The sequence below is a fragment of the Cellulomonas denverensis genome (assembly GCF_012396125.1).
Lineage (GTDB): Bacteria > Actinomycetota > Actinomycetes > Actinomycetales > Cellulomonadaceae > Cellulomonas > Cellulomonas denverensis.
The window spans coordinates 319,783-341,918 of record NZ_JAAXOX010000003.1 but is presented as its reverse complement, the minus strand read 5'-3'; the positions used below and the strand labels follow the sequence as shown (position 1 = coordinate 341,918).

The 22,136-nt window shown below is 72.8% G+C and carries 19 protein-coding genes; 4 read left to right on the top strand and 15 right to left on the bottom strand.

Annotated features, from left to right (window positions below):
- The first annotated feature begins 23 nt into the window (after positions 1-23).
- The gene (locus HGA03_RS08370; RefSeq protein ID WP_168629791.1) at positions 24-1,346 is read left to right on the top strand and encodes a nicotinate phosphoribosyltransferase; all 1,323 of its coding nucleotides are present in this window, start codon (positions 24-26) and stop codon (positions 1,344-1,346) included.
- Between the two features lie 60 nt (positions 1,347-1,406).
- On the opposite strand, the gene HGA03_RS08365 is transcribed toward HGA03_RS08370, so the two are convergent.
- From HGA03_RS08365 to HGA03_RS19325, 11 genes are all read right to left on the bottom strand, one after another.
- Complete coding sequence (locus HGA03_RS08365) at positions 1,407-1,562, bottom strand: hypothetical protein (protein WP_168629790.1); 156 nt, start codon at positions 1,560-1,562, stop codon at positions 1,407-1,409.
- Between the two features lie 151 nt (positions 1,563-1,713).
- Entirely contained in the window at positions 1,714-3,522 is a 1,809-nt protein-coding gene (locus tag HGA03_RS08360) for a DEAD/DEAH box helicase (RefSeq protein ID WP_168629789.1), read from the bottom strand.
- Positions 3,519-3,899 (bottom strand): DUF3039 domain-containing protein, encoded by a 381-nt coding sequence (locus tag HGA03_RS08355; RefSeq protein ID WP_168629788.1) that lies wholly within the window; start codon positions 3,897-3,899, stop codon positions 3,519-3,521. The genes HGA03_RS08360 and HGA03_RS08355 overlap by 4 nt, the downstream gene beginning before the upstream one ends.
- 224 nt (positions 3,900-4,123) lie before the next feature.
- Positions 4,124-5,071, bottom strand: a complete 948-nt coding sequence (locus HGA03_RS08350; RefSeq protein ID WP_168629787.1) for a hypothetical protein — start codon at positions 5,069-5,071, stop codon at positions 4,124-4,126.
- Between the two features lie 810 nt (positions 5,072-5,881).
- Positions 5,882-6,673 carry a glucosamine-6-phosphate deaminase gene (gene nagB, locus HGA03_RS08345; protein ID WP_168629786.1) on the bottom strand — a complete coding sequence of 264 codons (792 nt, stop codon included), beginning with the start codon at positions 6,671-6,673 and terminating at the stop codon, positions 5,882-5,884.
- Entirely contained in the window at positions 6,673-7,638 is a 966-nt protein-coding gene (locus HGA03_RS08340) for an ROK family protein (protein WP_308439738.1), read from the bottom strand. The genes nagB and HGA03_RS08340 overlap by 1 nt, the downstream gene beginning before the upstream one ends.
- Before the next feature lie 2 nt (positions 7,639-7,640).
- Positions 7,641-8,576: a carbohydrate ABC transporter permease gene (locus HGA03_RS08335; RefSeq protein WP_168629785.1), complete on the bottom strand. Its 936-nt coding sequence runs from the start codon at positions 8,574-8,576 to the stop codon at positions 7,641-7,643.
- Entirely contained in the window at positions 8,576-9,532 is a 957-nt protein-coding gene (locus HGA03_RS08330; protein WP_168629784.1) for a carbohydrate ABC transporter permease, read from the bottom strand. The genes HGA03_RS08335 and HGA03_RS08330 overlap by 1 nt, the downstream gene beginning before the upstream one ends.
- 105 nt (positions 9,533-9,637) lie before the next feature.
- The gene (locus HGA03_RS08325; RefSeq protein ID WP_239073492.1) at positions 9,638-10,936 is read right to left on the bottom strand and encodes an extracellular solute-binding protein; all 1,299 of its coding nucleotides are present in this window, start codon (positions 10,934-10,936) and stop codon (positions 9,638-9,640) included.
- Between the two features lie 82 nt (positions 10,937-11,018).
- The gene (locus HGA03_RS08320) at positions 11,019-12,212 is read right to left on the bottom strand and encodes an ROK family transcriptional regulator (RefSeq protein WP_168629783.1); all 1,194 of its coding nucleotides are present in this window, start codon (positions 12,210-12,212) and stop codon (positions 11,019-11,021) included.
- Between the two features lie 331 nt (positions 12,213-12,543).
- Entirely contained in the window at positions 12,544-13,425 is an 882-nt protein-coding gene (locus HGA03_RS19325; protein WP_210732361.1) for a PfkB family carbohydrate kinase, read from the bottom strand.
- A gap of 132 nt (positions 13,426-13,557) precedes the next feature.
- Between HGA03_RS19325 and pgi the strand changes: the two genes are divergently transcribed.
- A complete protein-coding gene (gene pgi, locus HGA03_RS08310) occupies positions 13,558-15,237 on the top strand; it encodes a glucose-6-phosphate isomerase (RefSeq protein WP_168629781.1) in 1,680 nt (559 codons plus the stop codon).
- A 63-nt stretch (positions 15,238-15,300) separates the two neighbouring features.
- Here the strand turns inward: pgi and arfA are convergent, their stop codons facing one another.
- The 3 genes from arfA to HGA03_RS08295 form a co-directional block, all read right to left on the bottom strand.
- Entirely contained in the window at positions 15,301-16,815 is a 1,515-nt protein-coding gene (arfA, locus tag HGA03_RS08305; RefSeq protein ID WP_168629780.1) for an arabinosylfuranosidase ArfA, read from the bottom strand.
- A 259-nt stretch (positions 16,816-17,074) separates the two neighbouring features.
- A complete protein-coding gene (locus tag HGA03_RS08300) occupies positions 17,075-18,343 on the bottom strand; it encodes a S1C family serine protease (protein ID WP_168629779.1) in 1,269 nt (422 codons plus the stop codon).
- Between the two features lie 145 nt (positions 18,344-18,488).
- Positions 18,489-19,715, bottom strand: coding sequence for an amidohydrolase (locus HGA03_RS08295; protein ID WP_168629778.1), 1,227 nt, complete (start codon positions 19,713-19,715; stop codon positions 18,489-18,491).
- Between the two features lie 72 nt (positions 19,716-19,787).
- Between HGA03_RS08295 and HGA03_RS19570 the strand changes: the two genes are divergently transcribed.
- Entirely contained in the window at positions 19,788-20,813 is a 1,026-nt protein-coding gene (locus HGA03_RS19570) for a ketopantoate reductase family protein (RefSeq protein WP_239073493.1), read from the top strand.
- Positions 20,810-21,205: an RNA-binding S4 domain-containing protein gene (locus HGA03_RS08285; RefSeq protein WP_168629777.1), complete on the top strand. Its 396-nt coding sequence runs from the start codon at positions 20,810-20,812 to the stop codon at positions 21,203-21,205. Before HGA03_RS19570 ends, HGA03_RS08285 begins: the two co-directional genes overlap by 4 nt.
- Here the strand turns inward: HGA03_RS08285 and HGA03_RS08280 are convergent.
- Positions 21,202-22,074, bottom strand: a complete 873-nt coding sequence (locus HGA03_RS08280) for a DUF72 domain-containing protein (protein ID WP_168629776.1) — start codon at positions 22,072-22,074, stop codon at positions 21,202-21,204. The genes HGA03_RS08285 and HGA03_RS08280 overlap by 4 nt on opposite strands.
- Positions 22,075-22,136: the final 62 nt, after the last annotated feature.

Genomic DNA, 22,136 nt, shown 5'->3' with positions numbered 1-22,136 from the left:
CTAGGTGCGCCTACGGTGTTCGCATGACGTCGACTGCCCTGCTCACCGACCGCTACGAGCTGACCATGCTCCAGGCGGCCCTCGCCGACGGCACGGCCGGGCGGCGCTGCGTGTTCGAGGTGTTCACCCGGCGACTGCCCGCCGGACGGCGCTACGGCGTGCTGGCCGGCACCGGCCGGGTGCTGGAGGCGCTGGCGGACTTCCGGTTCGGCACCACGGAGCTGGACTGGCTGGCGGACAACCGGGTGGTGGACGACCGCACCGTGCGGTGGCTGGCCGACTACCGGTTCGGCGGGACGATCCGGGGCTACGCCGAGGGCGAGATGTTCTTCCCGCACTCCCCCGTGCTCACCGTGGAGGGCAGCTTCGCCGAGGCGGTGCTGCTGGAGACCGTCGTGCTGTCGATCCTGAACTACGACTCCGCGATCGCCTCGGCAGCGTCCCGGATGACCAGCGCCGCGATCGGCCGGCCCTGTCTGGAGATGGGTGCCCGGCGCGCGCACGAGGAGGCCGCGGTCGCCGCCGCCCGGGCCGCCGCGGTCGCCGGGTTCGCCGGCACCTCCAACCTGGAGGCCGGCCGCCGGTACGACCTGCCCACCATCGGCACCGCCGCCCACGCCTTCACCCTGCTGCACGACGACGAGGAGCAGGCCTTCGCCGCCCAGGTCGCCGCCTCCGGGCCGGGCACCACGCTGCTGGTGGACACCTACGACGTGCGGCGCGGCGTGGAGCGCGCGGTGGCCGCCGCCGGCCCGGAGCTGGGTGCGGTCCGGCTGGACTCCGGCGACCTCGGGGTGCTGGCGCAGGAGGTGCGGGCCCAGCTCGACGCCCTGGGCAACCGGAACACCCGGATCACCGTGACCTCCGATCTGGACGAGTACGCGATCGCGGCGCTGGCGGTCGCGCCGGTGGACTCCTACGGCGTCGGCACCTCGCTGGTTACCGGCTCGGGCGCCCCGACCTGCGGGATGGTCTACAAGTTGGTCGCCCGGGAGGGCCGCTCCGGTGCGCTGGAACCGGTGGCCAAGGCGTCCACCGCCAAGACCTCGACCGGCGGGCTGAAGACCGCGGCCCGGCGCCGGGACGACAGCGGCCGGGCGGTCGCCGAGGTCGTGGTCACCGGGAACGACGAGGCGGTACGCGCCTGGGTGCCGGACTCCGCCGACCTGCGCCCGCTGGTGGTGCCGCTGGTGGTCGACGGGCAGGTCCAGGACGGCTGGACCGGGGCCGCCGGGGTGCGCCGGGCGGCCGAGCGGCATGCGGCGTCCCGGGACGAGCTCCCCCGCGGCGCCCGGCGACTGTCCGCCGACGAGGCCGCCCTGCCGACCACGACGCTCACGCTCTGACACACGACGAGGGCGGCATCCCGGGATGGGATGCCGCCCTCGTCGTGTCTGTGCGGACGACTAGACCGAGTTCTTGCCCCGGCGCAGCAGCCCCAGGATCAGGCTCACGACCAGGATCGCGATACCGACGTACAGCAGGAACTTCGCCGCCGAGATCGCCACTCCGAGCACGAGCAGCACAACACCGATGATGATGAGGATCAGCCAAGCGGGCATGGTGGCCTCCTTCGTCCGTTCGTGCCCCGGCCGGGATGACCGGGGCCTGTCAACGAGGAAGACCCTGGCACGTCATCAGCCGGTCGGCACGCCGAACGCTCGGGTTGCGGGAGGCCGGTTTGCTGGTAATACAGCGCGCTGACCTGCGGTTTTATCGCTTGCCGACGAACCAGCCGCGCAGCATCCCGATCCGGCTGGTCAGCTGATCCGGGTCCGCCAGCGGCACCTCCGGCCCGCCACAGCGGCGACGCAGCTCGGCGTGCACCTGGGCGTGCGGCTGCCCGCTCTTGCGCGACCAGGCGCCGACCAGCTGGGCCAGCTCCTTGCGCAGCTCGGCCTGCCGGCGGTGGTCCATCGCCGCCCGCTCCTCGGCGATCTCGGCCTGGGTCCGGGACTTCTTGCGGCCCTTGAGCTGGTCGGCCTGGCGCTGGCGGAGCAGGGTGGTGACCTGATCGGCGTCCAGCAGGCCGGGCAGCCCGAGGAAGTCCTGCTCCTCCTCCGAACCGACGTCCGCGCCGGTGCCGAACTCGCCACCGTCGAACAGCACCCGGTCGAAGGACGCCTGGGCCTCCAGCGCCTCGAACGACCCCTGGAGGGCGTCCGAGCCCTTCTCCTCCCGGTTGGCCGCGGCCAGCAGGTTGTCCTCGGGGTTGTAGCCCTCGCCGTTCTCCTCGGCGGTCTTCGGCCGGTCCAGGGCGTGGTCGCGCTCGACCTCCATCGCATTCGCCAGGGTCAGCAGCGGGGTGACCGACGGCAGGAACACCGACGCGGTCTCCCCCCGCTTGCGGGCCCGCACGAACCGGCCGATCGCCTGGGCGAAGAACAGCGGCGTGGACGCACTGGTGGCGTACACCCCGACCGCCAGCCGGGGTACGTCCACGCCCTCGGAGACCATCCGCACCGCGACCAGCCAGCGCGAGTCCGAGGCGGAGAACTCGTCGATCCGGGCGTTCGCGCCCTCGTCGTCGGAGAGCACCACCGTGGGCGAGACCCCGGTGATCCGGGCCAGGTGCCCGGCGTAGGCGCGGGCGTCGGTCTGGTCGGTGGCGATCACCATCGCCCCGGCATCCGGCACGCTGCGCCGCACCTCGGTCAACCGGCGGTCCGCGGCGGCCAGCACCGACGGGATCCACTCGCCGTTCGGGTCCAGCGCGGTCCGCCAGGCCTGGGCGGTCATGTCCTTGGTCAGCGGTTCGCCGAGCCGGGCGGAGATCTCGTCCCCGGCCTTGGTCCGCCAGCGCATCGACCCGGAGTAGGTCAGGAACAGCACCGGGCGCACCACGTGGTCGCGCAGCGCCTCGGCGTACCCGTAGGTGTAGTCGGCCTTGGACCGGCGGATGCCGTCCGGGTCCCGCTCGTACTGCACGAACGGGATCGCGGCGGTGTCGCTGCGGAACGGGGTGCCGGTCAGCGCCAGCCGGCGGGTCGCCCCGTCGAAGGCCTCGTAGACCGCATCGCCCCAGGACAGCGCGTCACCGCCGTGGTGCACCTCGTCCAGGATCACCAGGGTCGGCGCCGCGGTGGTCCGGGCGGCGTGCAGCGCGGGCTTGCTGGCCACCTGCGCGTAGGTCAGCGCCACCCCGTCGAAGCCGTGCCCGTGCCGCCCCTGAGCGTTCTTGAAGTTCGGGTCCAGGGTGATGCCGACCCGGGCCGCGGCGTCCGCCCACTGGTGCTTGAGGTGCTCGGTCGGCGCGACCACGGTCACCCGGCGCACCACCCGGGCGGCGAGCAGCTCGGTGGCGATCCGCAGCGCGAAGGTGGTCTTGCCCGCACCCGGGGTGGCGACCGCCAGGAAGTCCCGCGGCGACGTGCTCAGGTACTGCTCCAGTGCCTCCGCCTGCCAGGCACGCAGCTTGCCCGCCGTCCCCCACGGCGCACGCCCCGGGAACGCCGGCGGCAGATGCTGTGCCGCCGACGTCGAGGCGTGGGGGTGGGGGACGGAGGCGCGATCCGCGCTCACTTGCCGCCGGAGCTGTCGCCGGAACCCTTGCCGCGGCCGAAGCCCCAGCGGCGACCGCCCTTGCCGGAGTCGTCGCCGTCCTGCGGCTCGCGCAGCCCGTCGTAGATCTCCTGGCAGACCGGGCAGACCGGGAACTTCTTCGGGTCGCGGCCAGGCACCCAGACCTTCCCGCACAGCGCGATCACTGGCGTACCGGAGATCGCGGACTCCATGATCTTCTCCTTGCGCACGTAGTGCGCGAAGCGCTCGTGGTCGCCCGGCTCGACCTGCTCGTTCAGCTCGGTGCGCTCCAGCAGGCCGGTGGAGGTGCCCCCATCGGGGTCGGACGCTCGGTCCGGGCCGGTGCTGGGATCGCTCGGCGGCAGGGGCTCACTCATGTCCCCGAGTCTACGACGCACCACCGACGGCGGGACCGCCCTGGGTGCCCGACGGACCGGACCCGCTACCCGGGCCGCCCACTCCCCGGACGGCTCGCGCCCGCCGTGCTCCCCCGATCCCCGCGCTCCCCGCCCCTCCCGCGCCCACCTCACTCCCCGCGCGCCACGCGCCACTCCCCGAGCTCCCCACGCCACCGCCCCGCCGCGCCCCTTGGGCGACTTCGTTACATCGGCCGTGAGATCGGTAGCGCCGCACCCGCATTCGCGGCGGACCTGACGAAGTCGCGCCGGCGAAGCAGATCGAGGGCGCGGGCAGCGAGGGTCGTGGGCTGGCGGAGGTCGTGCCAGGTGACTCGCAGGAGGCGCCAGCCGGCGTCCTCGAGTGCGTCCTGGCGCCGCTTCTCGCGGAAGACCACCACGGCTGGGTCACCGGCCGCGCCACCGGAGTACTTTACCCGCCCGTCGAACTCGACACCGACCCGGTGTTCCGGCCAGCCGAGGTCGATCCGGAAGGCCCCTCGCCGGGTCGTGACCTGGACCTGCGTCCGTGGGCGCGGCAGACCGGCGTCGAGCAACGCGCTCCTGGTCAGCGACTCACCCGGCGACTCCGATCCGCCGTCCGCACGTTCCCACACCCAGCGCGCCACCCCGGCGCCGCGCCCGCCCCGCCGTCGCCGGAGCAGTCGCTCGATCGCGTCCGGGTCGGCACCGAGGTGCAACGCCGCGTCGGCGATCACCAGACCGTCCGGGGTCGGCAGCGAACACGCACAGTCCACGACCGTTCGCTCCAGGGTCGTGACGGGGAGCCCGTCCCGCATGGCGCGCTCGCCCTCGTCCAGCCGCATCACATGGCGGACGATCCCCGGGTCGTGCCGCCCGCCTGGGCGCACCGCCTGGATCAGGTGCGTTCGATCCGGCACCGACAGCAGCGGCAGCCCCCACACCAGTGCCGCCGACCGGTGACTGAAGGTCACTCGGATGGAGCTCTGCGCGGCGACGGCGTGGATCCGGGCCAATGCCCGCGCGGTCCGCTGCTCGATCGAGGTGCCGGTCGGGGCGGGGATGTAGGCGCCGTGCCGCACCCGCACCAGCTCGCCGGCGCGGGCTCGCCGTTCGAGCGACCGCGGCGGGTGCTGGGCGGGAACCAGGACGATCGGTGGACTCTCTGGCATCCCCGCAGCATCACCGACCGCGACCCTCCGACCGGACCCCACCCGCACTCCCTGGGGACCACCCCCGTCCGGACCGCCCCTGTGCACAGTCGACGGGGTCGACGAAGTCGACGCGGGAGTCACGAACTCGCGGGCACCTGGGACACGGGCGAGCCGGGTGGCGGGCGGCCGGGAGCCAGGCGGGCCGGGCGGGCAGACGGAACCCGGGCGAGCCGGGCGCCGAGTGCGGTCCTCCAGGGCCGAGTGCGGTACCGGGGTCGGCGAAGTCGACGCGGGAGTCACGAACTCGCGGGCGTGGGCGGGCGGCGTGGGCGGGCGCGGGCGAGCCGGGTGGCGGGCAGACGGAACCCGGGCGCGCAGACGGAAGCCGGGCGAGCCGGGCGCCCAGTTCGGCCTCCGGGGCCGAGTGCGGTAGCGGGGGCGACGAAGTCGACGCGGGAGTCACGAACTCGCGGGCACCGGGGACACGGGCGAGCCGGTTGGCGGGCGGCCGGGAGCCAGGCGGGCCGGGCGGGCAGACCGAACCCGGCGGGCCGGGTGGGCCGGGTGGGCAGACGGAACCCGGGCGGGCAGACGGAACCCGGGCGGGCCGGGCGCCCAGTTCGGTCCTCCGGGGCCGAGTGCGGTAGCGGGGTTGACGAAGTCGACGCGGGAGTCACGAACTCGCGGGCGTGGGCGCGCGGACGGGGCGGGCGGAGCCGGCTGGGGCACAGCATGGGCACGCGGGTGAGCGGGTCGCGCGGGCGGACGGACCGCGCCGGACACGACGGAGCCCCGCCGCCCGGAGGGCGACGGGGCTCGCGGGCCGGGTCAGTTCTGCCAGGCCGGCTTGCCGCTGAACGCCTCGCGGTAGTAGCTGGCCAGCTGCAGGCGGCCGGCCGCGGCGTCGTCGACCAGCACCGTCACGTGCGGGTGGTGCTGCAGGATCGTGGCGGGCCACATGGCGCTGACCGGGCCCTCGGTGAGCTGGTGCACCGCCTCGGCCTTGCCCTTGCCGGTGGCCAGCAGCACCAGGTGCCGGGCGGACATGATGGTCGCCAGGCCCTGGGTGAGGCAGTGCTGGGGCACCTGGTCGATGTCGCCACCGAAGAACCGGGCGTTGTCCTCCCGGGTCTGGCGGGTCAGGGTCTTGATCCGGGTGCGGGAGGCCAGCGAGGAGCCGGGCTCGTTGAAGGCGATGTGCCCGTCGGTGCCGATCCCGAGGATCTGCACGTCCACCCCGCCTGCGTCCAGGATCGCCTGCTCGTAGGCGGCGCAGGCGGCCGGGATGTCCTCGGCCAGGCCGTCCGGCCCGTGCACGTCCGCCGGGTCGATGTCGATCCGGGAGGCGATCTCCTTCTCGATCACGTTCCGGTACCGCTCCGGGTGGTCGGCGGGCAGCCCGACGTACTCGTCGAGCATGAACGCGGTCACCCCGGCGAAGGACAGGCCCTCCTCGGTGTGCCGCCGCACCAGCTCGTCGTACACCGCCAACGGACTCGACCCGGTGGCCAGTCCGATCACCGGGCGGTGACCGTTCACCTCACCGGGGCGGACCACCCGCTCCACCGCATCGGCCGCGAGCCGCGCCAACTGGGGCGCGGGGGCGATGATGACCTCCATCAGGGCTCCTTCCGTCCGACCAGTGCAGCGCCGACCGCACCCACCGGTACACCATGCGGGGCGAGATCGACCCGCTCCGCCATTCGCATCGACGCCAGGAAGGGGGACTCCCGGGCCGACAGCTCCAGCCTGTCATGGACGACCTGCAGCAAGGGAGCCCCCAACTCGCTCACCCCGCCGCCGATCACCACGTGGGCGACGTCGGTGGTCAGCAGCAGCACCCGCACCGCGGCTGCCACCGCCTCGGCGAACTCGTCCCGGATCGCCAGCGCGGCCGGGTCCCCGGCTGCCGCCGCCTCGAACAGTGCGACCGGTGCCGGGCGGTCGCCGGGCCCCGGCCAGGCGGCGCTCAGCGCGGACCCGGAGGCGTACTGCTCCAGGCAACCCCGCTGACCGCACGGGCAGGGCCGGCCACCGGGCATGTACACCAGGTGACCGATCTCCCCCGCCGCGCCGCCGACCCCACGGTGCAGCCGCCCGTTCAGCACCAATCCGGCGGCCAGGCCGGTGCCCAGCGCCAGGAACGCGAGGTCCCCGTCGTCCTCCCCGCGCAGGTGGGCGGCGCCCAGCGCTGCGGCGTTCAGGTCGTTCTCCAGCCGGACCCGCACCGGGCGGGTGCCGCCGTGTCCGTTCAGCCGGTGGGTCAGCGCCTCGGCCACCCGGTCGGCCAGCGGGACGCCGGAGTCGATGCCGAGGTTGACCGCGTGCTCCACCTGTCCGGTGGCCGGATCGACGATGCCGGGCAGGCCGATGCCGATCCCGGCCAGGTCGTCCCCGCCGAGGCCCGCGCGGGTCAGCAGGTCGGCGGCGGCACACGCAGCGGTGTCGACGACGGCCTGCGCGCCGCGCTCGGTGGACAGCCGGACCTGGTCGCCCGGGGTGCCGGTGGGGTCCAGGAGCACGGCGAGGGTCTTGGTCCCGCCGATGTCCAGGCCCACCGACCACCCGGTGTCATCGCTGCGCACGCTCAGCCCTTCACCGCCCCGGACACCATGCCCGAGGTCATCCGGCCCTGGACGAAGAGGAAGAAGATGACGATCGGGATCGAGATCAGCGTCGACCCGGCCATCACCGTTCCCCAGTCGGTGCCCTTGGTCGCTTCCTGCAGGGCGCGCAGCCAGATCGGCAGCGTCTTGTTACCTTCCATGACCACCAGGGCCAGCACAAACTCATTCCAGGCCTGGATGAAAGCGAACACCCCGGTGGAGATCAGACCGGGCGCCACCAGCGGGAACGTCACCCGGATGAACGCGCCGATCTTGGAGCAGCCGTCGATCTGCGCGGCCTCCTCCAGCTCGGCCGGCACCCCGGCGACGAAGCCGCGCAGCGTCCAGATCGTGAACGGCAGCACCGAGGCGGTGTAGAGCAGGATCAGGCCGAAGATCTGGTCCAGCAGGTTCCAGTCCCGCAGCATCGAATACAGCGAGATGATCATCGCCTCGCCCGGGATCATCTGGATCGCCAGGATCGTGACAATGAACATCTTGCGGCCCCGCCAGCGGAACCGAGTGGCGGCCAGCGCGGCGAGGAAGCCGAACAGCAGCGCGAAGACCAGCACCACGACCACCACGGTCAGGCTGACCCGCAGTGCCGGGGTGAACAGGTAGTTGGTCTCCCCGGCGAAGATCTTCCGGTAGTTCTCGAACGTGCCGTCGACCGGGAAGAAGGTCGGCGTGGTGCTCCGGATCCGGTTGGTCGGCAGGAAGGAACTGTTGACCATCCAGTAGACCGGGAACACCGAGAAGGCGAAGACCACGACCGCGCAGACGGTCAGGAACCAGCCCGGGCGGTCCCGGCGGGCGCGGGCGTTGCGGTTGGTGCGCCCGGCCTTGCGGGCGGCGCCGGCATCGGTGGCGGTGGACTCGCGGGTGCCGAGCGGCGCGGTGGTGTCGACGGTGCTCATCACACGTCCTCGTTCCGAAGCAGCGAGCGGATGTAGAAGAAGGCCAGGCCGAGCATGATCAGCGCGAAGATCACCGCGATCGCGCTCGCCTCGGAGTAGTTCCCCTGCGCCACGCCGTAGCGGTAGATGTAGGTCCCGATCACGTCGGTGTTGGCGGCCGCGGAGGACTGCCGCAGCGCGTAGACCTGGGTGAACACCCGCAGGTCCCAGATCACTTGCAGCATCAGCACCACCGCGATCACCGGCCTGATGAACGGCACGATCACCTGGCGGAACCGCTGCACCCGGCCGGCACCGTCCAACTCGGCGGCCTCCAGAACCTCGCCGGGCACCTGGGTCAGGGCGGCGAACAGGGTGAAGGCCACGAAGGGAACCGACTGCCAGGTCACCAGGAAGACCACGACCATGAAGAAGGTCAGCGGCTGGCTCAGCCAGGCGTACCGGTCGAAGTCGAGGCCGATCTGGGTCAGCACGTAGTTCACGACGCCGTAGGAGGTGTCGAACATCCACTGGAAGATCACCGTGCTGGTCAGGGCGGGCATTGCCCAGGCGAGCAGCAGGCCGACGCTGACCAGCAGCTTCATCCACTTGCCCAGCCGGTTCATCAGCAGGGCGATCAGCATGCCGAGCGTCATGGTCAGGGTGACCAGCACGATCATCAGGGCAAAGGAGCGCCCCATCAGCGCCCAGAACTCACCGTCGGTCAGCACCTTCCGGTACTGGTCGATGCCGACCCAGTTGGGGGCCTTGCCGGAGAACAGGTTGTTCTGCCGGGAGAAGTCCTGGAAGGAGAAGGTCAGCATCCGCACCAGCGGGTAGCCGACGAACACGCCGAGGACGACCACGGCGGGGATGAGCAGGGCGAGCGCGGACCAGGAGACCCCGCGGTCGCGGGTCTCGCGGCGCTTGCGCCGGGGGGCCCGGGGCGGTGCCGGGGGCGCGGTGGAGACAGACATGGGCAGTCCTCGGGACGTCAGGTGCGAAGGAGCGGGCGGCGCAGGGCACCGCCGGGGAGGTCCGTGGGGCCGCCGGAGTGCGACGGCCCCACGGACCTGCGGAGATCAGCGGTTCAGTGCGTCCGTGATCTTGTCGTTCGCGGCGTCGGCCGCGGTCTGGACGTCCTTGCCCTGGGCGATCTCGGTGAACAGGGTCTCCATGATCAGGTCGGACTCGACGTTCGACCAGCCCGGGGCGACCGGGGTCAGCTTGACGTTCTCGGCGGCCTTGGCGGCAGCCTCGGCGACGGCCGGCGGGGTCGACTCGCTGTTCAGCATCTCGGAGGCCAGCGAGACCTTCGCCGGGGTCAGGCCGTTGTGGGCCAGGATGGTCTGGTACTCGTCGGAGAGCATGATCTGCATCGCCTTGTAGGCCAGGTCCTGGTTGGCGGCCTGCGCCGGGATGGCGATGTTCGAGCCACCCAGGAACACCGGGGCGGTCTCACCCTCGCTGTCACCCGGCAGGGCGTAGACGCCGATGTCACCCTCGGTGTCCGGGCAACCGCCGTTGTCGGCGTTCAGCAGCGAACCCCACACCCAGCCCGGGGCGGACAGGGTCGCGGTCTCACCGGCGCACCACGGGATCTGCGGGTCGGTCTCCTTGGCGTCGGGCGCAGCGCCGTTCGCGTTCAGCATGATGTCCTGGACCTTCTCCAGGCCGGCGACCGCCTCCGGGGTGTTGATCGCCCCGACCCACTGGCCGTCCTCCTCGACCGCGAGCTCGCCGCCCTCGGACCAGATGAAGGGCAGGCCGTTGCGCCAGTCCTGACCGGGGTACCAGATGCCCGAGTAGTTCGGGGTGTCGGCGTTCGCGGCCTTGAGGGTCTTGCCGTCCTCGATGTACTCGTCCAGCGTGGTCGGGACGTCGACGCCCGCGGCCTCGTAGGCGGACTTCGAGTAGAAGACCAGGCGGGAACCGGCGTAGTACGGCACCGCGTACAGGGTGTCGTCGAAGGTGCCGATCTCCACGAAGCCGGAGAGCAGGTCGTCGCCGCCGAGCTCCTCGTACTTGTCGTCCAGCGGCATGAACGCGCCGGCCGAGGTGAAGGTGGTCGACTGGGTGTTGCCGACCTCGACGATCTGCGGCGAGGTCTTCGGGTCGGTCATCGCCTGGGACAGCTTGTCCACCAGGCCGTCCCACTGCTGCTCCTCGATCACCAGCTCGGAGCCCGGGTTCTGCTCCTCGAAGGTGGTCTTGAGGTAGTCACGGGCCTCATCGGGCGTGTCGGAGCCGACCAGCCACACCTTGACGGTGGCGCCGTCGCCACTCGAGGTGCTGTCGCCGCCACCGGATCCACCGGACGAGCAAGCGGTCAGCGCGAGCGCCGCCGCCGCACCGACGGCCGCCATACGTACGATCTTCACGTTGGTGTTCCTCCCAGATGCGAGGCGAGCGCCGGTTGGCGTCGCCGGGTTGAAACCAGCACTGCAGGCCGGCTCGGGGTGGTCACGTCACCCCGAGCTGGCCGTTCAGGACCAGGGCAGCGGCGCCGGAGAGCGCTCCGTCCTCGTCCAGGGAGCCCGTCCGGATCACCAGGTCATCCCCGATCAGGGGCATGGTCCGGTTCCGGACGGTGGTCAGTGCCGCCTCCCGCAGAGGTCCGTCCAGCAGCTCCGGGGGTCCGGAGAGCAGGACCTCGGAGAGGTTGAGGGCACTGACGACGGGGGCCAGGGCGATGCCCAGCTTCCGTCCCACCGACGCCAGGACGGCGTCGGAATCCTCGGGCCCGCGGCCGGCCGTGGCACGGCGCAGGGCGGGCAGGGAGAGCAGCGTCTCCAGGCAACCGTGCCGGCCGCAGGCGCAGGCCAGCGGCTCGGCGTCACCGGCGCGCAGGTCGCGGTCGTCGACCACGGTCACGTGGCCGATCTCCCCCGCGGCGTTGTGCGGCCCGCGGACCAGCACACCGTCCAGCACGATCCCGGCGCCGACGCCCTGGCCGACGGTGATCACCATCAGGCCGTCGCCGGCCGCGCCGCCGTAGGTGTACTCGCCGAGCGCGTGGGTGTTGGCGTCGTTCGCCACGTACACCGGCACGCCCAGGGTCGCGGTCAGGTCGGCGGCCAGCGGCAGGTCGTACCAGGCGCGGTTCGGCGCGGAGATCACGGTGCCCTTGGGATCGATCACACCCGGCGAGCCGATGCCGATCCCGATCACCGGGCGGGCCGAGGCGGCGTCCAGCAGGTCGGCGCACAGCTCCTCGAGCACGGTCACCGCGTCGGCACCGGTGCGGCCGTCCAGCGAGGCCGAGCGGCGGGCCACCACGCTGCCGGTCAGGGTCATCACCGCGCCGCGCAGCTTCGCGTCGTCGGACAGGTCCACCGCCACCACGTGGAAGTCCTCGGTGCGCATCCCGACCAGCGTGGCGGGCTTGCCGACCTTGCCCTCGGGGCGGATGCCGAGTTCGGCGACCAGGCCCTCGGAGATCAGCACCGAGACCAGGTCGGAGATGGTGACCCGGGTCAGTCCGGTGCTGCGGGCCAGGTCCGCCCGGGAGGACGGGCCGCTGTGGAACAGGTGCTGCAGCACCATGGACCGGTTGTGCGCGCGGCCGTGCTCCGGGAGGAGCTTGCCGGTGGGTCGCATGGTCCGCCCGACTCCCCGAGGAGCAGGGCGGCCGGCCGACCGCGTCGCTGTGGTCATGTTTGTTAGTGAAGCTTCCTTACAAACTCGGACGCAAGGGGTTCGGCGAACCGTGACCGAGTCGTGACCGAGCGTTCACCTGGGCGACATATCGCCCGACTGGCGCAGGCGGCGGCGCGTTGGCGCAGGTCAGAGGGGTGCGCCCTGGCGGGAGGGGTGGCGCGAAGCGGCGTGGCGAGATCGGTGAGATCGGCGATTCAGGGCGTGCAGTGCACGTCGGAACGGGTGCCGACGGCTTCCGCGGCGGGTCGGCGGAGGGACCCCTGGCGGCTCAGCGAAGGCCTCTGGCGGCTCGACGGAAGCCCCCTGGCGGGTCGGTGGCCGGGGTCGTTCAGCGGCCGATCCACCCCCGCGCCCCGGCGTAGCGCACCGACCGGGAGGCCACGGCGATCCCGGCGCGCAGGGCCGCCTCGATCCCGCTCCCCCGGGCCAGCTCGGCCGCGAGCGCCCCGTGCAGCACATCGCCCGCACCGAGGGTGTCGACGACCTCCGTCACCGGCTCGACTGGCAGCAGCACCGGCGCTCCCCCACGCTCGCGCAGCTCCACCGGACCCGCCCCGGCCGAGCGGGCCACCGAACGCAGCGGCCAGCCGGCCAGGAGCCGGGCGAGCAGGTCGGGCACCTCGCCGGACGCGGCGGCATCGAGGCCGCCAGGGTCCGGCAGTGCGAAGTCGGCGGACAGCACCGCATGGTCGACCTGCCCCAGCAACTCCCCGAGCCCCGGCTTCCACGACCCGCCGTCCAGCGCGACCGGGATGCCCCGGCGCCGGGCCTCGGCCGCGACCGGCAGCGCGGCGCCCAGGTGATGGCCGTCCACCAGCACCGCGGTCACGCCGTCGACCACCTCCGGGCCGGGCCCGCCGAGCACCGGCATGCCGATCGCGTTCACCGAGGCGACCGCGCGCTGGCCGGTGGCCCGGGTGACCAGCACGGTGGACACCGGCGGGTGTGCGTCGCTGCCGGCGGCCAGGTCCACCACCTCGACGCCGGACTCCCGCAGCCCGGACCGGATCAGGTCGGCGACCGGGCCGGTGCCGATCGCCGTGACCAGCCGGGCCGGTACCCCGAGGGCGACCGCGGTGGCGGCGGCGTTCGCGGCCGGGCCGCCGAAGGTCACGTCCAGGTGGTCGGCCACCACCTTCTGGTCCGGCCTGGGCACCGCCTCGACCACCTGGGTCACGTCCAGCGTCACCAGCCCGCAGCACAGCAGCATCGCGTCCACGCCCCCACCCTCTCGCGCCGCGCCCCACCGGCGGCAACCGGGCGCCCTCCGGGTCCTGGGTGCGGCGGCCCGGCGCACGACTACGGTGGTCCCCGACGCACTGTGCACTCGAGAGGGACAACTGTGAGCACACCCATCGACGCGACCGCCACCGGCGCGTGGACCGCCCTGACCGCGCACCGCGACGGGCTGACCCCGGACCTGCGCGCGTGGTTCGACGCGGACCCGGAGCGGGCGACGCGGCTGAGCCGGCAGGTCGGTGACCTGCACGTCGACCTGTCCAAGAACCTGATCACCGACGAGACGCTGGAGCTGCTGACCCGGCTCGCGGACGAGGTGGACCTGTCCGGGCGGCTGGCCGCGATGTTTGCCGGTGAGCACATCAACGTGACCGAGGACCGCGCGGTGCTGCACACGGCGCTGCGCCGCCCGGCCGGTGCGTCCCCGGAGCTGGTGGTCGACGGGCAGCACGTGGACGCGGACGTGCAGGCGGTGCTGGCCAAGGTGTACGCCTTCGCCGAGCAGGTGCGCTCCGGTCAGTGGACCGGCGTCACCGGCGAGCGGGTGGCCACGGTGGTGAACATCGGGATCGGCGGGTCGGACCTCGGCCCGGTGATGGCCTACGAGGCGCTCAAGCCCTACGTGCAGGACGGCCTGGAGCTGCGGTTCGTGTCGAACATCGACCCGACCGACATCGCCGAGAAGACCAAGGACCTGGACCCGGCGACCACGCTGTTCATCGTCGCGTCCAAGACCTTCGGCACCCTGGAGACGCTGACCAACGCCCGGCTGGCCCGGGACTGGCTGTGGCGCGAGCTGATCGCGGCCGGGGCGATCGAGGACACCGAGCAGGCCCGGACCGGCGCGGTGGCGAAGCACTTCGTCGCGGTGTCCACGGCGCTGGACAAGGTGGCGGCCTTCGGCATCGACCCGGAGAACGCGTTCGGGTTCTGGGACTGGGTCGGCGGCCGGTACTCGGTGGACTCGGCGATCGGCACCTCGCTGGCGATCGCGATCGGGCCGGAGGGCTTCGCGGACTTCCTGGCCGGCTTCCACGCGGTGGACGAGCACGTGCGCACGACGCCGTTCGCGCAGAACGTGCCGGTGCTGATGGGCCTGCTGAACGTCTGGTACGTCAACTTCCTGGACGCGCACACCCACGCGGTGCTGCCCTACGCCCAGTACCTGCACCGCTTCCCGGCGTACCTGCAGCAGCTGACCATGGAGTCGAACGGTAAGTCGGTCCGCTGGGACGGCAGCCCCGTCACCACCGAGACCGGCGAGGTGTTCTGGGGCGAGCCCGGCACCAACGGCCAGCACGCCTTCTACCAGCTGATCCACCAGGGCACCCGGCTGATCCCGGCCGACTTCATCGCGGTCGCCAACCCGGCGCACCCGCTGAAGGACGGCGACACCGACGTGCACGCGCTGTTCCTGGCGAACTACTTCGCCCAGACCAAGGCACTCGCCTTCGGCAAGACCGCCGACGAGGTGCGCGCCGAGGGCACCGCGGAGGAGATCGTCCCGGCGCGGGTGTTCTCCGGCAACCGCCCGACCACGTCGATCCTGGCCCCGGCGCTGACCCCGTCGGTGCTCGGCCAGCTGATCGCGCTGTACGAGCACATCACCTTCGTGCAGGGCGTCGTCTGGGGCATCGATTCCTTCGACCAGTGGGGCGTCGAGCTCGGCAAGAAGCTGGCGCTGGAGATCGCCCCGGCGGTCGAGGGCGACACCGATGCGCTGGCCGGGCAGGACCCGTCCACCCGCGCGCTGATCGCCCGGTACCTGGAGCTGCGCGGCTGATCACCTGCAGCACGAACGAAGGGCCCGACCGGATGGTCGGGCCCTTCGGCTGTCCGGCCGGGGTCAGCGGCTGAACGCGATGGTGGAGAAGGACACCGCGGGCAGCTCGAGCGACACCACGCCGTCGACCAGCTTCACGTCGTCCCGGCCGACCGGCACCACGCGGTCAGGGTCATCGGCGCTGTTGCGGGCGTAGGGGTCGTCGGCGTGCAGCGTGGTGGCGGCGGTGATCCGCACGTCGCCGAACCGGGACAGGTCGACGCTGAGCTCGCTCGCCTGCTCCGGGTGCCGGTTGACCACCAGTACCGACCCGGTGCCGGCCGCCTCGTCCCAGGTGGCGACCGCGTCGACCGCGGTGACGTCGCCGTGCTGCTTGGTCGGGAAGGTGACCGACTGCGGGCGGATGTCCAGCACGTCGCCCTTGGCCAGCGCGGCGATCTGGGCGAACGGGTGGAAGATCGTCTGCTTCCAGACCCGGCCACCCGGCTCGGTCATGATCGGCGCGATCACGTTGACCAGCTGGGCCTGGCAGGCGGCGTGCACCCGGTCGCTGTGCCGGAGCAGGCTGATCAGCAGGTTGGCGACCACCACCGCGTCGGCGGCGTTGTACTTGTCCTCCAGCAGGGTCGGGGCGACCGGCCAGTCGTCACCGGAGGGCACGATCGACTCGGCGCGGGAGGCGTACCAGACGTTCCACTCGTCGAAGGACAGCTGGATCCGCTTCTCCTTCTTCAAGGCGGCGCGCACCGAGTCCGCGGTGGCGACCACGTCGTCGATGAAGGCGTCCATGTCGGCCGCCGAGCCGAGGAAGCTGGCCAGGTCGCCGTCGGTCTCCTCGTAGTAGCGGTGGATCGAGATGTAGTCGACCTGGTCGTAGCACTCGGTGAGCACCTGGCGCTCCCACTCGCCGAAGGTGTCCATCAGCGGGCCGGAGGAGCCACAGGCGACCAGCTCCAGGTCCGGGTCGACCTGGCGCATCGCGCGGGCGGCCTCCGCGGCGATCCGGCCGTACTCGTGCGCGGTCTTGTGCCCGGTCTGCCAGGGGCCGTCCATCTCGTTCCCGAGGCACCACATCCGCACGTTGTACGGCTGCTCGCCCCCGTTGGCGCGGCGCTGGTCGGCCAGGGCGGTCGGGGCGGTGCCGTTGCAGTAGTCGAGCAGGTCGACCGCCTCCAGCACGCCGCGGGTGCCGAGGTTGACCGCCATCATCGGCTCGACGCCGGCCTTGGCGGCCCAGCGCATGAACTCGTCGGTGCCGACCTGGTTGGGCTCCAGCGAGTGCCAGGCCAGGTCGAGGCGGGCGGGACGGTCCTCCTTCGGGCCGACCCCGTCCTCCCACCGGTAGCCGGAGACGAAGTTGCCGCCCGGGTAGCGGACCGCGGTGACGCCCATCTCCCGGACCAGGTCGATCACGTCCTGGCGGAACCCGTCGGCGTCCGCGGAGGGGTGGGCCGGGTCGTGGATGCCGGTGTACACGCACCGGCCGAGGTGCTCGACGAAGGAGCCGAAGGTGCGCGGACGGACCGGCGAGACGATCAGGGCGGGGTCGACGGTGAGACGTGCGGTGGGTGCGGACACGCGGGGTCCTTCCGTGGAGTGCCGGGTGCCCGGTGCGGGGTCCGGCGGTGGCGATGGTCGTGGCGGACCGTCCGGGAGCCACGCCGCGGCGGTGCGGGGCGGGACCGGCGGGTGCCGACGACTCCACTGTGCCCTAGTTCTACATCGATGTACAGACGGATCGGAACGATTCGGCAGCGACACCACCGAGGGCCCCGCACCTGGTCGGTGCGGGGCCCTCGGCCACCTCCCCCACCCCGGGGGTCACTGCGGGTCCGGCTCAGTCGGCGGGACCCTCGATCAGGGTGACGGTCGCGGTCTGCGACTGCCCGGCGGCGGTGGTCCAGGTCAGCGTCACCTGGTCGCCGGGGGCGTACTCGGCCAGCGCGGCGCTCAGGTCGTCGCCCGAGCTCACCGCCGTGCCGTCCACCGCGGTGATCGTGTCGCCGGCGGCCAGACCCGCCTCCGCGGCCGGGGTGCCGTCGATGACACCGCCGATCACCGCGCCGGTGCCGGTCGAGCCGGGCAGGCCGGTGCTGCTGCTGGACAGCTGCACACCCAGGAACGCGGGGTAGCCGAGGGTGATGCCGTCGGCCTCCTCGCCGGAGACGATCTGCTTCGCCACACTCAGGGCGTCCTGGATCGGGATCGCGTAGCCGGTGATGTCGGACGACCCGGAGGAGGCCGCGGTGGTGATGCCGACCAGTTCGCCCTCGTCGTCCAGCAGCGCCCCGCCGGAGTCGCCGGAGACCACGTCGGCGTTCACCGCGATCAGGTTGCTCAGCGACTCCCCCTCGGACACCCCCTCGGACTGGGTGGTGATCGACTCGCCCAGCGCGGTGACCGGGCCACTGGCCGCCATCAGCGTGCCGCCGCCCTCGGAGTTGCCCACCGCGGTGACCGTGTCGCCCACCGCCGGGTCGCCGTCGTCGTCCACCGTGGCGGTGGTCAGCCCGGAGGCGCCCTCCAGCTGGAGCACCGCGACGTCGGAGGTCGCGTCGGTGCCCACCACCCGGGCGGTGTAGGCCTGCCCGGTGGACGGGTCGGTCACCGTGATCTCGGTGGCGCCCTCGATCACGTGGTTGTTGGTCAGCACCAGGCCGTCGGAGGTCAGGATCACCCCGGAGCCGGCCGCCTCGGCGGAGGCGTAGCCGAGCACGGTGTTGATCAGGACGACCCCCTGCGACTGCTCCGCGGTGGCCTCGGTCGCGTCCAGCGAGCCGGTGCCCGCCGACGAGTCCGGCGCCTGCTGCTGGCTGCTCCCGCCGCCGGGCAACTGGCCGAAGGAGCCGTAGCCGCCGGAGCCCGGCAGCTGGCCCTGGGCGGTGGAGTCCTCGGACTGCGAGGGCGCGACCGCCAGCCCGGTGTCGTCGTGGTCGAGCGCCAGGCCCAGCCCCACGCCCCCGCCGATCAGGCCGAGCGAGAGCACACCGGAGGCGAACAGGGCCACGGCGGTGCGGCGACGGCGGGGACGCGCCGGCTCGGTGACGACGGTGGCCGGCACCGGACCCGTCCCGTCCTGCCGGCCCGGGTGCTGCTGCTGCTCCATGGTGACTACCTCCTGCGGAACCGGCGCCACGGTGGCGCCGACAGCACTCAGTAGAGAACGCCGACCCGAAGGTGCACTGGGTCTTTCCTGGGAGTCGGCCGTGAAACCGGGCGGCACCGGCGTACCGGCACCGCCCGGCACCGGCTCACCGGGCGAAGCGCTCCGAGCGCTCCACGGTGCGGGCGCCGTCCTCCGGCGACCAGGTGAACACCGTCCGGCCCTCGATCAGCACCCGCTCGGCGCGGGCGTGCACGTCCAGCGGGTCGGTGGACCAGATCACCACGTCACCGTCCCGGCCCGGCTCCAGCGCGCCGATCCGGTCATCGAGCCCCAGGAACGACGCCGGGTTCACCGTCAGCGCCTCGATCGCCACCTCCGGCGCCAGGCCGTCCTTCACCGCCAGCGTCGCCTGGTGCACCAGGAAGTTGATCGGCACCACCGGGTGATCGGTGGTGATCGCGACCCGGACCCCGGCCCGGACCATGTCCACCAGGTTGGTCACCGCCCGGTCCTTCAGCTCGACCTTGGACCGGGAGGTGAAGGTCGGCCCGTAGATCACCGGGATGTCCTTCTCGGCCAGCACGTCGGCGATCTTGTGCCCCTCGGTGCCGTGGTTGACCACGAGCTTGTAGCCGAACTCCTCGGACAGCCGGATCGCGGTGGCGATGTCGTCGTGCCGGTGGGTGTGCTGGTCCCAGACCAGCTCGCCGTCCAGCACCCGGGCCAGGGTGTCCAGGGTCAGATCGGCCTTGAACGGCTCGCCCTTGGCCTCCGCCGCCGCCTTGGCCGCCCGGTAGTGCTGCGCCTCGGTGAACGCCTGCCGGATGATGTACGCCACGCCGAGCCGGGTGGACGGGGTCTGCTTCTTCTCGCCGTAGACCCGCTTCGGGTTCTCGCCCAGCGCGGCCTTCACGCTCACCTCGGTGGAGATGACCTGCTCGTCGACCGTGCGGCCGCCCCAGGTCTTGATCGCCACCGTCCGGCCGCCGATCGGGTTGCCGGACCCCGGCTTCACCACCACCGAGGTGATCCCGCCGGACAGCGCGTCCCGGAAGCCCTCGTCCTCGATGTTGATCGCGTCCAGCGCCCGCACCCCGGCCATGTTCGGCCCGGTCATCTCATTGGTGTCGTCGCCGGCCCAGCCCAGCCCTTCCTCGTCGATCCCGACGTGGCCGTGCGCCTCGATGAACCCCGGCAGCACCCACCTGCCGGTGGCGTCCACCACGGCGGCATCCGCGGGCACGTCGACGTCGGCGCCGACCGCCTCGATCCTGCCGTCCCGGATCAGGACGGTGCCGCCCTCGATCACCGGGGCGGACACGGGCACGACACGGCCGCCGGTGATGGCGACCAGGGAGGGGGAAGTAGTCATGGGGCCACGGTAGGACCTCATCGGCGATCGCGATGGACGCGCCACTGTCCTGAGTGCCCCCACTGTGGCACGGTGACCTGCGTGCGATACGTGATCATCGGGGCCGGCGCGGTCGGCGGGACCATCGGCGGACTGCTGCACGAGGCGGGGCGGGAGGTGGTCCTGGTCGCCCGGGGCGCCCACCTGGCCGCGATGCGGGACGACGGCCTGCACCTGACGACACCGGAGGGCGCGCGGGTGCTGCGCGCACCGGTCGCGGGCGGGCCGCAGGACGTGGAGCTGCGCACCGGGGACGTGCTGGTGCTGGCGGTCAAGAGCCAGGACACCGCGGCGACGCTGGCGGCGTGGGCGGACCGGCCGGTGGACGGCGACCCGGGGCGCACGGCGGCGCAGGAACTGCTGCTGGTGCTGGCGCAGAACGGGGTGGACAACGAGCGGACCGCGCTGCGCCGGTTCGACCGGGTCGCCGGGATGTGCGTGTGGCTGCCGGCGACCTTCCTGGAGCCGGGCCGGGTGTCCGCGGCGGGGGCGCCGGTGGCCGGGGTGCTGACGCTCGGCACGGTGCCGGTCACCGACGACCCGGATGCCGATCTGGCGACCGTGTCGCAGGACCTGGTGGCGGCGGGGTTCCGGGCGCCGGTGGTGCCGGACGTGCTGGCCTGGAAGTACGCCAAGCTGCTGTCGAATCTGGGCAATGCGGTGGAGGCGCTGTGCGGCCCGCTGCGCGGCAACGACACCGCCCGGGAACTGCTGAACGCCGCGGTGGACGAGGCGGAGCGGGTGCTGGTCGCGGCCGGGATCACCTGGACCGGCGAGGACGAGCAGGCGGCGGCGCGGGAGGGGTACCGGCTGGTGGACCTGCCCGGCCAGTCGCGCGGTGGCGGGTCGACCTGGCAGTCGTTGCAGCGCGGCGCGGGATCGGTGGAGGCGACCTGGCTGAACGGGGAGATCGTGCTGCTCGGCCGGCTGCACGGGGCGGCGACGCCGGTGAACGCGCTGCTGCTGCGCCGGGTGGAACAGGCGGCGGCGAACGGTGCGGGTGCGGGCGGACACGACGCGGCGGCGCTGCTGGCCGAGGCGACCCAGCAGGTGCGATGAGCCAGCCCACTCCCCCGCCCGGACCGGCCAGCACCCGGGTGGACCGGTGGGTGTGGGCGGTGCGGCTGACCAAGACCCGGGCCGCCGCGGCGACCGCCTGCCGGGCCGGGCACGTGAAGGTGAACGGCGAGCGCGCCAAGCCCGCCACCAGTATCAAGGCCGGCGACGAGGTGCGGGTCCGGGGCGACGGACCGGAGCGGATCGTGGTGGTCCGGGCGGTGATCGAGCGCCGGGTGGGCGCGGCGGTCGCGGTGCAGTGCTACCGGGACGACACCCCGCCGCCCCCGCCGAAGGAGCACGTCGCGGTCGCGGCCCAGCGCGACCGTGGTGCGGGGCGGCCGACCAAGCGGGAACGGCGGGAGATCGACCGGCTGCGCGGCCGCGAGCGCTAGCGGCCCACCCGGTCGATCAACCCCATCGCGTCCTTGGGCGCCCGCACCTTGGTGTCGTTGTCGAAGAACACCCACACGTCCCGCTCCCGGACCTCCGCCGGGCCACCGAGCCGGTGCGCGTCGGGTGGTTCGCCACCGGCGGCCCAGGTCCGCAGCCGCTGCGCCCAGCGGTCCAGGGCCGGGTCGTCGTAGCCGGAGACGTACAGCTCGCTGTCGCCGTGCAGCCGGACGTAGACCAGGTCGGCGGTGACGTCCTCCAGGTAGGGCCAGCGACCGGCGGTGTCGGCGACCACCAGCCCGATGCCGAGCTCGCGCAGCAGGGCCGGGAACTGCGGCGCGCGGAAGCTGTCGTGCCGGACCTCCAGCACGTGCTGGATCGGCCGGTCGGCGTCGGTCTCGGTCCAGGCGCGGCCCTCGCCGTCCAGTCGCTGGTCGTGCTCCCGGGCCAGGGTGGCCGCCTCGATCGTGCTGCGCGGCAGGTCGGCGGCGAAGGCGCGCAACCGGTCCGGGTCGAAGCCGAGGGTGGGCGGCAGCTGCCAGAGCACCGGGCCGAGTGCCGGGCCGAGGGCCAGCACCCCGGAGGCGAAGAAGTTGGCCAGTGGCGTGCGGGCGTCGGCCAGCTTCTTCATGTGGGTGATGAACCGCGGGCCCTTGACGCTGAACCGGAACCCGGGCGGCACCTGGCTCGCCCACTGCCGGTAGGAGGCCGGCCGCTGCAGGGCGTAGAACGAGCCGTTGATCTCGATCGCGGTCATCCGCTCGGCGGCGTAGGCGAGTTCGGCGCGCTGTGGCAGGCCGCGCGGGTAGAAGTCGCCCCGCCAGGGGGCATAGCGCCAGCCGGAGATGCCGACCCGGATGTCCCCTGCCATGATCGCCGACGCTAGGCAGAGCGGCCTGGCCCAGCAACCGCACCCGGGGTCCACCCTGTGTT

What these genes read in the sequence shown, in the direction of transcription:
- HGA03_RS08370 (WP_168629791.1), top strand. Translation starts at nt 24, where the DNA reads ATGACGTCGACTGCCCTGCTCACCGACCGCTACGAGCTGACCATGCTC.
- HGA03_RS08365 (WP_168629790.1), bottom strand. Translation starts at nt 1,562, where the DNA reads ATGCCCGCTTGGCTGATCCTCATCATCATCGGTGTTGTGCTGCTCGTG.
- HGA03_RS08355 (WP_168629788.1), bottom strand. Translation starts at nt 3,899, where the DNA reads ATGAGTGAGCCCCTGCCGCCGAGCGATCCCAGCACCGGCCCGGACCGA.
- HGA03_RS08350 (WP_168629787.1), bottom strand. Translation starts at nt 5,071, where the DNA reads ATGCCAGAGAGTCCACCGATCGTCCTGGTTCCCGCCCAGCACCCGCCG.
- nagB (WP_168629786.1), bottom strand. Translation starts at nt 6,673, where the DNA reads ATGGAGGTCATCATCGCCCCCGCGCCCCAGTTGGCGCGGCTCGCGGCC.
- HGA03_RS08335 (WP_168629785.1), bottom strand. Translation starts at nt 8,576, where the DNA reads ATGAGCACCGTCGACACCACCGCGCCGCTCGGCACCCGCGAGTCCACC.
- HGA03_RS08330 (WP_168629784.1), bottom strand. Translation starts at nt 9,532, where the DNA reads ATGTCTGTCTCCACCGCGCCCCCGGCACCGCCCCGGGCCCCCCGGCGC.
- HGA03_RS08320 (WP_168629783.1), bottom strand. Translation starts at nt 12,212, where the DNA reads ATGACCACAGCGACGCGGTCGGCCGGCCGCCCTGCTCCTCGGGGAGTC.
- HGA03_RS19325 (WP_210732361.1), bottom strand. Translation starts at nt 13,425, where the DNA reads ATGCTGCTGTGCTGCGGGCTGGTGACGCTGGACGTGACCCAGGTGGTC.
- HGA03_RS08300 (WP_168629779.1), bottom strand. Translation starts at nt 18,343, where the DNA reads ATGGAGCAGCAGCAGCACCCGGGCCGGCAGGACGGGACGGGTCCGGTG.
- HGA03_RS08295 (WP_168629778.1), bottom strand. Translation starts at nt 19,715, where the DNA reads ATGACTACTTCCCCCTCCCTGGTCGCCATCACCGGCGGCCGTGTCGTG.
- HGA03_RS08285 (WP_168629777.1), top strand. Translation starts at nt 20,810, where the DNA reads ATGAGCCAGCCCACTCCCCCGCCCGGACCGGCCAGCACCCGGGTGGAC.
- HGA03_RS08280 (WP_168629776.1), bottom strand. Translation starts at nt 22,074, where the DNA reads ATGGCAGGGGACATCCGGGTCGGCATCTCCGGCTGGCGCTATGCCCCC.